The sequence below is a fragment of the Nocardia goodfellowii genome (assembly GCF_017875645.1).
GTDB lineage: Bacteria > Actinomycetota > Actinomycetes > Mycobacteriales > Mycobacteriaceae > Nocardia > Nocardia goodfellowii.
In genome coordinates, this window is the sequence record NZ_JAGGMR010000001.1 from 2,307,759 (window position 1) to 2,320,423 (window position 12,665).

Genomic DNA, 12,665 nt, shown 5'->3' on the forward strand with positions numbered 1-12,665 from the left:
GCTCCGCACGGCCCCATCCGTCATCTGCCGTGCCAGCAGCCGAAGGAGTGTCGTTTTCGTGGCAATCATCGAACAGGTCGGAGCTCGCGAGATCCTGGATTCGCGCGGAAACCCCACTGTCGAGGTGGAAATCGCCCTCGACGACGGCACCCTGACCCGCGCGGCCGTTCCGTCGGGCGCCTCTACCGGTGAGCACGAAGCGGTCGAGCTGCGCGACGGTGGCGATCGCTACCTGGGCAAGGGTGTGCAGAAAGCCGTGGAGGGCGTGCTCGACGAGATCGCGCCGGCCATCATCGGCCTGGACGCGGTCGAGCAGCGCACCGTCGATCAGGTGCTGCTCGATCTGGACGGCACCCCCGACAAGTCCCGGCTCGGCGCGAACGCGCTGCTCGGCGCCTCGCTCGCCGTGGCCCGCGCCGCCGCCGAATCCTCGGGCCTGGAACTGTTCCGCTACCTCGGCGGCCCGAACGCGCACGTGCTGCCGGTCCCGATGATGAACATCCTCAACGGTGGCGCGCACGCCGACACCAGCGTGGACGTGCAGGAATTCATGATCGCCCCGATCGGCGCCCCGACTTTCAAGGAGTCGCTGCGCTGGGGTGCGGAGATCTACCACTCGCTGAAGTCGGTGCTCAAGGCCCAGGGCCTGGCCACCGGCCTGGGTGACGAGGGCGGCTTCGCGCCCGATGTCGCGGGCACCCGCGCCGCGCTGGACCTGATCGCCGTCGCCATCGACAAGGCGGGCTACAAGCTCGGCACCGACGTGGCGCTCGCGCTGGACGTCGCCGCCACCGAGTTCTACACCGCCGGTAGCGGTTACAAGTTCGAGGGCAGCGTGCGCAGCGCCGCCGAGATGAACGAGTTCTACACCGAACTGCTCTCGGCGTACCCGATCGTGTCCATCGAGGATCCGCTGTCGGAGGACGACTGGGACGGCTGGGTCGCGCTCACCGACGCCATCGGCGACAAGGTGCAGCTGGTCGGCGACGACCTGTTCGTCACCAATCCGGAGCGCCTGGAAGAGGGCATCGCCAAGGGCGCGGCCAACGCGCTGCTGGTGAAGGTCAACCAGATCGGCACCCTGACCGAAACTCTGGACGCCGTAGAGCTGGCGCACCGCAACGGCTACAAGACGATGATGTCGCACCGGTCCGGCGAGACCGAGGACACCACCATCGCCGATCTCGCCGTCGCGGTGGGCTCGGGCCAGATCAAGACCGGCGCCACGGCTCGCTCCGAGCGCGTCGCCAAGTACAACCAGCTGCTGCGGATCGAGGACGCGCTGGGCGATTCGGCGCGCTACGCCGGCGATGTCGCGTTCCCGCGGTTCGTGTTCGAGGGTTAAGCACTAGGAGCAGATCATGGCGGAGCGACGTGCGCGCGGCACCGGGTCAGGCCGACCGAAAAAGGCCCCGGACCGCCGCACGTCGCGTGCTGCCAGGTCCCGGCCGCGAGCGGGTTCGGATACCGAGACCGCCGCGCGGCCCGCGGCCGTCAAACGCGCGCGGCGACGGGTGGATTCGTCGCCGACAGTGCGAAAGACCGGCCCGCGCAAGACCTCTCGTAGCGACAAGCACGAACGCACCATTCTCGGGCTGCCCACCGGTAAGGCGGTCATCCTGGCGGTGGTGGTGTGCGCGCTCGCGCTGACCCTCGCGGTCCCGATGCGCACCTATTTCTCCCAGCGGGCCGAGGCCGCGGAACTCGCCCAGCAGCGGCGCGATCTGGAGGCCGATCTGGATCGGTTGCGCGATCGCCGTGCCCAGCAACAGGACCAGCGCTACATCATCTCCGAGGCGCGCAACCGGTTGCGCCTGGTCATGCCGGGGGAGACGCCCTACATCGTGCAGGTGCCGGGCATCGAGGCGCCCGCTCCGCCGCCCGCGCCGACCAAATCCAAGACACCCGATCCCTGGTACACCGAACTCTGGGAGACCATTTCCCAGCCGCCGGCTCCCGCGACGGAGCCGGCACCGGCGCCCGCCCCGCCGGCGGCCGATCCGGAAGGACCCAGATGACCGAGCGAAGCGAGGGAACTATCAACACAGCACCTCCGGTCACCGCGCAGCCGAGCGCCGGCGAGGCGCAGCGGTGACCGCACCGACCGAACGCGATCTGGAAATCATCGCCGGCCAGCTGGGCCGGGAACCGCGCGGCGTGCTGGCCGTCGCCTACCGCACCCCGGACGGGCTGCCCGCGGTGGTGAAGACCGCGCCGCGGCTGCCGGACGGCACTCCCTTCCCGACGCTGTACTACCTGACGGATCCGCGGCTGACCGCCGAGGCGAGCCGGCAGGAGTCCGCCGGTGTGATGCGCGAGATGACCGAACGGCTGGCGCGCGATCCGGAACTGGCCGCGGCCTACCGGCGTGCGCACGAGAGCTACCTGGCCGAGCGGAACGAGATCGAGTCGCTCGGTACGGACTTCACCGGCGGCGGCATGCCGGAGCGGGTGAAATGCCTGCACGTCTTGATCGCCCATTCCTTGGCGAAGGGCCCGGGGGTGAACCCGTTCGGTGACGAGGCGGTCGCGCTGGCGGCCGAGAACGGGCTGCGCGGTACCGCCGTTCCGGCGGACTGGCCGAAATACGAGGCGGGACGAGATCTATGACCGAATCGCGTAGCGACGCCGCGGGGCAGGGCAGCCGGGTCGCGGCTGTCGACTGCGGTACCAACTCCATTCGACTGCTGATCGCCGACGTGCTCGCCGACGGCAAACTGGCCGACGTGCACCGCGAGATGCGGATCGTGCGGCTCGGTCAGGGTGTCGACGCGACCGGCGCGCTGAATCCCGAAGCGATCGAACGCACCCGCGTCGCGCTGGCCGATTACGCGACACTCATGCGGGACGCGGGCGTCACCCGGGTTCGTATGGTCGCCACCTCCGCCACCCGCGACGCCTCCAATCGCGAGGACTTCTTCGCCATGGCCCGTACCGAACTCGGCACCGTGGTGCCGGGCGCGGAAGCCGAGGTGATCACCGGTGACGAGGAAGCGCGGCTGTCTTTTTCCGGCGCTGTCGGCGAGCTGTCGAACGCCGAGGGCCCGTTCGTCGTCGTCGATCTCGGCGGCGGCTCCACCGAATTGGTTTTCGGCGACAGCTCCGGGGTGCGGGCGGCGTTCTCCGCCGATATCGGTTGCGTCCGCATCACCGAGCGCTGCCTCCCGGGTAATCCGCCCACCCCGGAACAGGTCTCGGCGGCACAGGAATTCGCGGCCGAGCGACTCGCTGAGGCCTTCGCGCGGGTCCCGGTGGACGGTGCCCGGACCTGGGTCGGCGTCGCGGGGACGATGACCACCATCGCCGCCGTCGCCCTGGACCTGCCCGAGTACGACTCGGCGAAGGTGCATCTCACCCGTCTGAGCCTGGACGAGGTTCGCGCGGTCTGTGATCGGCTGATCGGCATGAACCACGACCAGCGTGCCGCCCTGGGGCCCATGCACCCCGGCCGAGTCGACGTCATCGGCGGCGGCGGTGTCATCACCGAGGTGCTCGCCGCGGAACTGGCGAGCCGCGCGGATATCACCGAACTAGTCGTGAGTGAGCACGACATCCTGGACGGCATCGCCCTGTCCATCGCCTGAACCGCACCTCTGCGGCCGTTCAGCCCCGGCGATCGCCGGGGCTGAAGGTCGTCGCGACACGCCGGTACGGATCGAAGCGCAGTCAGAGCGATCTGCGATGACGAAAATCTCCAGCAAATTTTCCGCAGACAAACGTCTGGAATAGTGAACGTGGCGGAGGTCGCATACGGCGGCCGATTGCCCACTCGCGGTCCGTTTACCAGCGCAAACTGCGCGATTCGCGCCCAGGAATTTTGCTTCGGTGCACAGCCGTCGCGTCGATCCGGACATACCCCATCGAGCATTCGGATTCGCGGCACGCCGAGGGTGATTTGCTGCACAGTTGCGATTTATGCCAATCTCTCGGGTATGTCCCAAAGTGTGGTACCCGATCAAGACGTGGCTGGTCGGACTCTGTTCGGTCATCCGATCGGGTTGACCAACCTGTTCGGTGTCGAGATGTGGGAGCGCTTCTCCTTCTACGGAATGCTCACCATCCTCGGGTACTACCTGTACTACTCGGCGACCGAAGGCGGACTGGGCCTCGACAAGGCCACCGGTGTCGGCATCGTCGGCGCCTACGGCGGCCTGGTCTACCTGTCCACGGTCCTCGGCGGCTGGATCGCCGACCGTGTTCTCGGCATGGAGCGGACCGTCTTCTACGGCGGCATCATCGTCGTGTGCGGTCACCTCGCGCTCGCCGTCATCCCCGGCCTGGCCGGTGTCGGGATCGCCCTGCCGTTGATCGCGCTCGGTTCCGGCGCGCTGAAGGCCAATGCCTCGTCCCTGCTCGGCACGCTCTATCCGAAGGGCGACGCGCGCGTCGACGGCGGCTTCACGCTGTTCTATCTGGGTATCAACCTCGGCGCCTTCGTCGGCCCGCTGCTCACCGGTCTGCTGCAATCGCGCGTCGGGTTCCATTACGGCTTCGGCGCCGCCGCCATCGGTATGGCGCTGGGCCTGACTCAGTACGCGGTCTTCCGGCGCAACCTCGGCACCGCCGGCCGGGAGGTACCGAACCCGCTGCCGCACACCGCGATCCCGAAGGTGGCGGGCCTCGCCGCCCTCGCCGCGATGCTGATCGCCGCGGCCTGGGCCACCGGGCTCGTCACGCTGGAAAACCTGGCCGAGGTCACCACCGGCATCATCGTGGTCGCCTCGCTCGCCTATTTCGTAATCATGCTGACCAGCAAGAAGGTCGACGCGGTGGAGCGCACCCGGGTGCGCGCGTTCATCCCGCTGTTCATCGCGAACGCGGTGTTCTGGTCGCTGTTCCAGCAGATCTTCACCGTGCTCGCGGTCTACTCCGACGAGCGGATGAACTGGAGCATTTTCGGGTGGGAAGCTCCCTCGAACTGGATCGGCTCGGCCGAACCGGTGTGGATCATCGCGCTCTCGCCGCTGTTCGCCCTGATGTGGACCAAGCTGGGTTCGCGCGCGCCGAGCACGCCGCGCAAGTTCGCGCTCGGCGTGATCGGCATGGGCGCGGCGTTCCTGCTGTTCGTCCCGCTGTCCGGCTACTCGGGCAAGAGTGTGCCGGCGCTGTTCGTGCTGCTGATCATGGGCGCGTTCGCCGTCTCCGAGTTGCTGCTCTCGCCGATCGGACTGGCGGTTACCACGCAACTCGCCCCGAAAGCCTTCCGTGCGCAGATGATGGCTTTGTACTTCTTCTCTGTCGGAATCGGAACTTCCATGGCGGGCGTGCTGGCCCGCTTCTACTCCGATGAAAACGAGACCGCCTACTTCGGCCTCATCGGCGCGGCGGCGATCGCCGCGGGTCTGGTTGTCCTCGGGCTGGTCCCGTGGATCAGCCGGCGTATGGAAGGCGTCCACTAGCCGCCGCGGCCAGTGCGCTGAAGCTCAACCCCTTGTTGAAGGAGAAATCAGTGGCGATCCAGGAAACACCGGACAAGGTTCCGGTGCCACGCCGCACGGGACTGTTCCGGACCAAATCGGTCGAGCAGTCCATCCGGGACACCGACGAACCCGACTCGAAGCTGCGAAAAGACCTGACCGCCTGGGATCTCACCATCTTCGGCGTCGCGGTCGTGATCGGCGCGGGCATCTTCACCCTGACCGCGCGCACCGCGGGCAACGTCGCCGGACCCTCGGTGTCGCTCGCGTTCGTGCTCGCCGCGATCGCCTGCGGCCTGACCGCGCTGTGCTACGCGGAATTCGCCTCCACGGTGCCGGTCGCGGGCAGCGCCTACACCTTCTCCTACGCCACCTTCGGTGAGCTCGCCGCCTGGATCATCGGCTGGGACCTGATCCTGGAGTTCGCGCTCGCCGCCTCCGTGGTCGCCAAGGGCTGGTCGCAATACCTGGCCACGGTGTTGTCGAGCGAGACCACCGTGCACTTCGGGTCGATCTCCTTCGACTGGGGTGCGGTGCTGCTCATCGCCATCCTCGGCGTGCTGCTGGCCGTCGGCACCAAGGTCTCCTCGCGCGTGTCGGCCATCGCGGTCGCCATCAAGCTGGCCGTTATCGCGCTGGTGCTCGTGGTGGGCCTGACCTACTTCAACAAGGACAACCTCTCGCCCTACATCCCGCCGGCGGAACCGGCCGGCGACGGCGGCAGCGGTATCCATCAGTCGCTGTTCTCCCTGCTCACCGGCGCCGGTAGCAGCAGCTTCGGCTGGTTCGGCCTGCTCTCCGCGGCGAGCCTGGTGTTCTTCGCGTTCATCGGTTTCGACGTCGTGGCCACCGCCGCGGAGGAGACCAAGAACCCGCAGAAGGCGCTGCCCCGCGGCATCCTCGGCTCGCTGGCCATCGTCACCGTGCTCTACGTGGCGGTCTCGCTGGTGCTCACCGGCATGGTGCCCTACACCGATCTGCAAGGTGACAATGCCACGCTCGCAACGGCATTCGCCATCCACGGCGCGGACTGGGCGAAGAACCTGATCTCCATCGGCGCGCTGGCCGGCCTCACCACCGTCGTCATGGTGATGTACCTGGGTCAGACCCGCGTGCTGTTCGCCATGTCCCGGGACGGCCTGCTGCCGCGCAAGCTCGCGCACACCGGCTCCAAGGGCACGCCGGTGCGGCTGACCGCCATCGTCGGCGTGGTCTGCGCGGTGCTCGCCGGTTTCGTGGACTTCGGCACGCTCGAGGAGATGGTCAACATCGGCACGCTGTTCGCCTTCGTGCTGGTCTCGATCGGGGTGCTGATCCTGCGCAAGTCCCGCCCCGACCTGCCGCGCGGCTTCCGCGTCCCGTGGGTCCCGGTGATCCCGATCCTGGCGGTGCTGGCCTGCCTGTGGCTGATGCTGAACCTGTCGGTGGAGACCTGGCTGCGGTTCGTCATCTGGATGGCGATCGGCATGGTGCTCTACTTCGTCTACAGCCGCCGGCATTCGCTGCTGGGCAAGGCTGAAGCCGAGCGGAAGTAACCCGGCGATAAGGGGCCCGCGGACCGTCGCGGGCCCCTTATCGACTGCGTCAGCAGGAGTTGCGGCCAGGTTGCGGGGCTCTTGTGCGAGTTGCCAAATACTCTTGGTTCGCCGCGTTTTCGCTGAGCCGAACCCCTCGGTGATACGCCCAGGTCAAGCGTCCAATTCCAATGTGGCGGACGCGATCCCGGCAGTCCCCACCGCTGCCGCGACCACGGCCGACACCACGTCAGCCAGTAGCTACCCTGCCATCCGCAAGTAACTCACCGATCGCCGCGATCTCAGACCATAGCCGACCGCTATCGAACCCTAACCCGCCCAGCTGAGATGTTTGCCAATCCGTCGCCGGGGAACATTGCAAGGATGGCTGCCGGAATTCCGGTACAGCCGTACGAGTCGGTAGTCTGAACCTCCACGCCCCCATAGCCCAATTGGCAGAGGCAGCGGACTTAAAATCCGCAAAGTGTCGGTTCGAGTCCGACTGGGGGCACCAAACCAGAACCACACTGGGCCTGACCTGGGAGTTCGTCATAGTCCGCCCTGGGGTCGTCGGGCGGAACCGTCAATACCGCCCCGAGCCATGCCATTTCCATCGGGCACGGCGAATCGGGACGACGGCCGGCGGCTCAGGCCGACAGCGAGCACGGTGGCAACCGCCAGCATGGCGGCCGCGATCGTGATGTAGCTGTACACGCCCGTCGCGGAGTTCACCGTCGTCCCGTCGATGATCGTCTGAGTGGACGAGAGCACGGCCGCACCCACGAACGTCACGACCACTGAGCCGAACGCGCCCACGACCGCGACCATGCTGGAGACCGCGGCCTGGCGATCGGCCGACACGAGCGATCCCGCCAGGTTGAAGCCGGTGGTCAGGAGCGCACCCAACGTGCACTGCAGCAGAAAGGAGCAGGCGATCGCGGCGGGCAGCCAGGACGCCCCGGTGAGCATCCCGGCGGCGCCGACCGTGCCGACCGTCGTGGCGGCGGCCAGCGTCGCCGCCGGTCCGATCCGAGTCGCGAGCCAGCCCGAGAACACTCCGCCGACGACAACCCCGATCGCGGGAATCCCGAACAGCAGGCCCAGCATTCCCTGGGCGCCGAGCCCGTAGCCGAGCTGCTGCTCGTGCGAGACCTGGGCGATCAGGCTGAGGAGCTGATCCATGCTCTGCGTCGCCCCCGTGGCGAGCACGATGACGAGCAGTGTGAGCAGCAGGGGCCGCCCGAGGTTTCTGATGTCGATCACCGGATCGGTAACCCGCCGGGAATGCCGCACCCAGCACGTCAGCGCGATCAGACCGGCGCCGAGCAGGGTCAGCGGGATCGCGCCGAACCAGCCGAACTCCGGACCCAGGCTGATATAGCCGAGCACCGTGGCCAGGCCGGTGCCCAGTAGGACGGCCCCGCCGACGTCGAGCCGGCCCGACGTCCTGGTCGTGGATTCTGGGATGGTGGCGCGCACGGCGACGGCGGCGACGGCACCGAGTGCGGCTGCCGTCATGAAGACGACGCGGAAGCCCAGCTCGGCGACCAGATCCTCGTAGAAGAAGGCGGCGCCGAGGTTGAGCACTGCGGAGCCGGTGGTGACGATCCCGACCGCGGGCATCGCGATCCGTGGTTCACAGAGTTCGCGGACGATCGTGGCGGAGAGGAAGACCGACGCGATGACGGCGCCTTGGGCCAGGCGTCCGAGGATGAACACCAGCATGTTCGGCGCTATCACGCAGATGACGGAGCCGATACAGCCGATGAGTAGCGTGATGAGGAGCATCCGGCGCCTGCCGCGCAGGTCGGCGCTCCGGCCCAGCAGCGGGGCCCACAGCGCACCGGCGAGCACCGCACTGGAGCTGATCCAGGCCGCCTGATCGGTTTGGAAGTGCTCGAGCATCTGCGGGAGGAAGAGCAGCGGCGCCACGATCACGGTGTCCGCCATCAGGTTCCCGATGAGGAGTGCCGCGATCTGTGCGGCGAGGCGCTTGTTCCACCGTCTGTGCCGTGTCGTGTCCGGTGGCAGGCCGGTGTCCGGCGTGGTGTTCACGAAAGCTCCTTTGCGATGGTCGTGCGGTCGGTGCCGCACGGGAGTGATGTCGCGGGGGACGTGTGGTCGTCTCCTCGATCACGAAGCTGATGAACGCGGTGACCTGCGGTCAGCTCCGTGTGATTCCCGCTGACACGGCTTCACCTTAACTAAGTTAAGGAACTCTGACAATGGGAGCGCTCGACACGTGCGGTGAGCGGAAGAAGTTCACTTGTCCAGGGGCGGAGCGTTTCTCAGGGCTGGACCCCGTGTGGTTACCTCTTGCGACGGTGCGGCCGGCTGTCAGGGCAGTTGGGCCGCGAGCCCGTCGAGGAGAACGGCGAGCTGCCGTTCGAACCTCGGGTCGCCGTCGTCGCGGAGATGCCCGGCGGCCTTGACCAGTTCGGCGCCTTCGCCGAGCCACGCATCACGTCCGGCGAGCGAGTATCGATCGGGGTCGGCGCCGGCGGACGGGCTGCGCTCCTGCTCTTCGATGACGAAGCCGACCACGAAGGCGCCCACCAGATCGAGGGTGTCGTCTGCCTGGGGCAGTGAGAACCCGGCCGCGGTCAAGCGTGCGAGCCACGATTCTTTCGCCTTCACCAGTTCAGGGTCGGTGAAACGCGTGCCGCTGAAGGTGCGCGCACCATCCCGGTGCATCAGGTACTGCGACCGCAGGACGCGGGCGTAGGCGGCTACGTCGTCCCGCCACTCGCCGCCCGGCGGGATCGCCGCGAGGGCACCGGTGACGCGGCGCATGACGAAGGTGCTCATCTCGTCGAGCAGCTCCTGTTTGTCGCGGACGTGCCAGTACAGGGCGGGTGCCTTGACGTCGAGCCGGGAGGCGAGCGCGCGGACGGTGAGGGCGTCCATGCCCTGCTCATCGAGCAGTTCGAGTGCCGCTGCCACGATCCGCTCCCGCGTGATTCCCTTTGCCACGGTTGACATCTTAACAACGTTAAGGCACTGTTTTCGGCATCGTAGATTAACTTAGTTAAGGAGCTCGCCAATGCGTGCAGCAGTCGTCAATACCCCCGGCGCGACACCGGTCTGCGCGGACTTCCCGGATCCGGAACAACGGCCGGGTCAGGCACCGCTGCGGCTGGTGGGCGCCGGTTTGCACCACATCGTCCGTGGGCAGGCCACCGGTGGCCATTACGGCAGTGTCCAGGCATATCCCCTTGTGCCGGGCGTCGACGCCGTGGCCCGGACCGGCGACGGCCGACTCGTCTTCACCGGCTTCGCCCGATCGCCGTGGGGGACTATGGCGGAATGGCTGGTCACGCCGTTCGAGGTCGAGCTGCCCGCCGGGGTCGATCCGCTTGCGGTCGCCGCCGGGATGAATCCCGCCCTCTCCGGCTGGATGCCGCTGATTGCCCGGCTCGCGGAGGCAAGCGAGCTCGGCACCGTGCTGGTGCTCGGTGCGACCGGCGCCTCCGGCGGTCTGGCGGTGCGGGCCGCGCTGTCCCTCGGTGCGAAACAGGTCATTGCGGTCGGGCGTGACCGCACCGCGCTGGAGCGACTGCGCGGCCCGCGCGTAGTCACCGTTCCGCTCGCACCGGACGCACCCGACACCTGGTCGGACGCCCTCGGATCGGTCGTTGCCGAGATGCAGCCCGCCCTCGTCCTCGACTATGTGTGGGGTCCCGTCGCCGAGGCCGCCTTCGCGGCATTGGGGCAGACCGCCCCGGTCGACGACAGCGTGCTGGTCGATTACGTGCAGATCGGCTCGCTCGCCGGAACCGAGGCAGCGCTGCCCGCGGCGCTACTGCGCAGCCGACGACTCCGGGTCAGAGGCAGTGGCATGGGCTCGGTATCGAAGCAGCAAATGATCGCCGAGCTTCCCGCCATCCTTGCCCGCTTCGCCGACGGCACCTTCGACGCGCCGTACACCGCGTACCCGCTCAGCCGCGTCGGCGAAGCCTGGGCGCACCAGGGGCACAGCCGGGCCGTCATCGTCCCGGACTGACCGGGATGACCGCGTGCGGGGCCACCAGCGCCGGCACTGTTGGCCGATATTGCTGACATCGATTGGCGGGCGGCGCATCCCGGGGGTCGCGGGTCATCGACTGCGAGCAACATAGCCGGGTTGCGCCCGCAAGACCAACGGCCCGAGATAGCCTCGGGCCGTTGGTCTTCGGTCAGTCACCGCCGCGAAAGCCGTTCGGAGCCTTCGGCTTTGCCGTCACTTGACCGAGTTGGCCAACCGATCGGCGTACGGGGCGACGAAGCTGCCGATGAAGGGTAGTTCTGCCCGGACACCACCGGTCTTGTTCGCCTGGAGCATCGCCATGATCCAGACGACGACCGCGAAGACCGCGACCGCGAAGCCGATGAGGCTGAAGATGATGCCCAGGGCTCCGAGCAGCGAGCCGATGATGCTCAGCACGATGTTGACCACCGAGACCGAGCCGAAGAAGATGATCGATTGGGAGGCATGGAATTTCACGTCGGGATCGTTCTTTCCCACAAAGAGGAAGATGATTCCGGTGAGCCAGCCCAGCGCGTAGGACAGGATCGCGCTGGTTTTCTTGTCCAAGCCGGCGGATTGTGGTTGGTTCGTGGGGAATTGCGAAGATGTCATGGGGTAAGTAGACACCCCCCACCTCTCCTACCGATCCCAGGTTTCAGTATGTGGGATAGGGCGTGGCCATCCGAGGACGAGGGGCCTCGCCATGGTTGTCTCGAGACTACTGCCGTGGGCCTCGAAACGCGCGTTGGATCAGCTGTCGAGCACCTCGTGCAGGACTCGCGCGAATGCCTCCGGTTCACCCGGATATCCGGACTCGGGGCCGGTGAAGCCGCCGTGATGGCTCGGGAAGAGAACCGGCTTGTGGCCGAGCCGGTGGGCGATCGCCGTGGAGGTTCGTTCGGTGACCGTGCCCTTCGACTCCTCGCCGTAGCCGAGGACGATCCGGGTCGAGGCCGCGGTGAGAGCGCCGATGTCGGGGCGATAGGCGAGGACCGGGCGGGAACGCTGTGACAGCAGCGGGTGGTCGCGGGCGCCGTCGTCCTCGACCGGCAGGCCGAACAGCGCGGGATCGGCGGCGGGCGCGGCGAAATAGTCGTCGGTGTATTCGCCCTGCCAGGACGTCATCGCGATGAAGGCCGCCATGCCCGCGCCGAAGCCCTTCGCCGCGTAGGCGTCGCGATATCCGTCCGCCGCGCGTGCGGCGGCCTCGGCATCGGGGAGCACTGTCAGCATGGGTGGTTCATGGGCCACCAATGTGGTCACGGCCTCGGGGTGCGCGGTCACGAGCGCCAGCGCGACGATGGCTCCGCCGCTGCTGGCGAAGAGCTCTACCGGGCCGGCGCCGAGGGCCTCGATGACGGCGTGCACGTCGGCGGCGTGTACGTCGGGAACATTGTCGACCTGTCCGTCGGAACGGACGCTGCGGCCGAGTCCGCGCGGGTCGTAGGTGACCACGGTGCGATCGGTGAAATAGGAAGCGAGCGTGGTGAATCCGCTGGCGTCCATGGGGAGGCCGGTCATGAGCAGTGGGGGTCGTCCATCGGCGGTCGGGAGTGGGCCGTGGACGTCGTAGGTGAGCGTTGCGCCGGGGACTTCGAGCTGGTGTGTGGTCATGCTGATACTGACGTGTCCGGCGGCGAGAATTCATCGCGCGGTGTGCTGACCTGAATCCATGTCCTCGAACGACCCGATCTGGGTGATCGGGTCGCTCGCCTGTTCCGCACCGAC

At 67.6% G+C, this 12,665-nt stretch carries 11 protein-coding genes and 1 tRNA gene; 8 read left to right on the forward strand and 4 right to left on the reverse strand.

What is annotated here, in order from left to right; all coding sequences use genetic code 11:
* Positions 1–58 precede the first annotated feature (58 nt).
* The 7 genes from eno to BJ987_RS10195 all read left to right on the forward strand — a co-directional run bounded on the left by eno (position 59) and on the right by BJ987_RS10195 (position 7,445).
* Positions 59–1,345: a phosphopyruvate hydratase gene (eno, locus tag BJ987_RS10165; protein WP_209887334.1), complete on the forward strand. Its 1,287-nt coding sequence runs from the start codon at positions 59–61 to the stop codon at positions 1,343–1,345.
* Between the two features lie 16 nt (positions 1,346–1,361).
* Positions 1,362–2,018: an FtsB family cell division protein gene (locus tag BJ987_RS10170; RefSeq protein WP_209887337.1), complete on the forward strand. Its 657-nt coding sequence runs from the start codon at positions 1,362–1,364 to the stop codon at positions 2,016–2,018.
* Positions 2,019–2,091: 73 nt separating this feature from the next.
* Positions 2,092–2,610: a DUF501 domain-containing protein gene (locus BJ987_RS10175; protein WP_209887340.1), complete on the forward strand. Its 519-nt coding sequence runs from the start codon at positions 2,092–2,094 to the stop codon at positions 2,608–2,610.
* Positions 2,607–3,584 carry a Ppx/GppA phosphatase family protein gene (locus BJ987_RS10180; protein ID WP_209887343.1) on the forward strand — a complete coding sequence of 326 codons (978 nt, stop codon included), beginning with the start codon at positions 2,607–2,609 and terminating at the stop codon, positions 3,582–3,584. The genes BJ987_RS10175 and BJ987_RS10180 overlap by 4 nt, the downstream gene beginning before the upstream one ends.
* 348 nt (positions 3,585–3,932) lie before the next feature.
* Positions 3,933–5,399, forward strand: a complete 1,467-nt coding sequence (locus BJ987_RS10185; protein WP_209887346.1) for a peptide MFS transporter — start codon at positions 3,933–3,935, stop codon at positions 5,397–5,399.
* Positions 5,400–5,449: 50 nt separating this feature from the next.
* Positions 5,450–6,952, forward strand: coding sequence for an amino acid permease (locus tag BJ987_RS10190; RefSeq protein ID WP_307869559.1), 1,503 nt, complete (start codon positions 5,450–5,452; stop codon positions 6,950–6,952).
* A gap of 416 nt (positions 6,953–7,368) precedes the next feature.
* A tRNA-Leu gene (locus tag BJ987_RS10195) sits at positions 7,369–7,445 on the forward strand.
* A 35-nt stretch (positions 7,446–7,480) separates the two neighbouring features.
* On the opposite strand, the gene BJ987_RS10200 is transcribed toward BJ987_RS10195, so the two are convergent.
* Entirely contained in the window at positions 7,481–8,986 is a 1,506-nt protein-coding gene (locus BJ987_RS10200; protein WP_307869560.1) for an MFS transporter, read from the reverse strand.
* 282 nt (positions 8,987–9,268) lie between these two features.
* Positions 9,269–9,913, reverse strand: a complete 645-nt coding sequence (locus tag BJ987_RS10205) for a TetR/AcrR family transcriptional regulator C-terminal domain-containing protein (protein WP_209887350.1) — start codon at positions 9,911–9,913, stop codon at positions 9,269–9,271.
* Positions 9,914–9,974: 61 nt separating this feature from the next.
* On the opposite strand from BJ987_RS10205, the gene BJ987_RS10210 reads away from it, so the two are divergent.
* Positions 9,975–10,934, forward strand: coding sequence for a zinc-binding alcohol dehydrogenase family protein (locus BJ987_RS10210; RefSeq protein ID WP_209887353.1), 960 nt, complete (start codon positions 9,975–9,977; stop codon positions 10,932–10,934).
* A 216-nt stretch (positions 10,935–11,150) separates the two neighbouring features.
* On the opposite strand, the gene BJ987_RS10215 is transcribed toward BJ987_RS10210, so the two are convergent.
* On the reverse strand, positions 11,151–11,549 hold the full coding sequence (locus BJ987_RS10215; protein ID WP_209887357.1) for a DUF4870 domain-containing protein: 399 nt from the start codon (positions 11,547–11,549) through the stop codon (positions 11,151–11,153).
* A 138-nt stretch (positions 11,550–11,687) separates the two neighbouring features.
* Positions 11,688–12,551 (reverse strand): alpha/beta fold hydrolase, encoded by an 864-nt coding sequence (locus tag BJ987_RS10220; protein WP_209887359.1) that lies wholly within the window; start codon positions 12,549–12,551, stop codon positions 11,688–11,690.
* Positions 12,552–12,665: the final 114 nt, after the last annotated feature.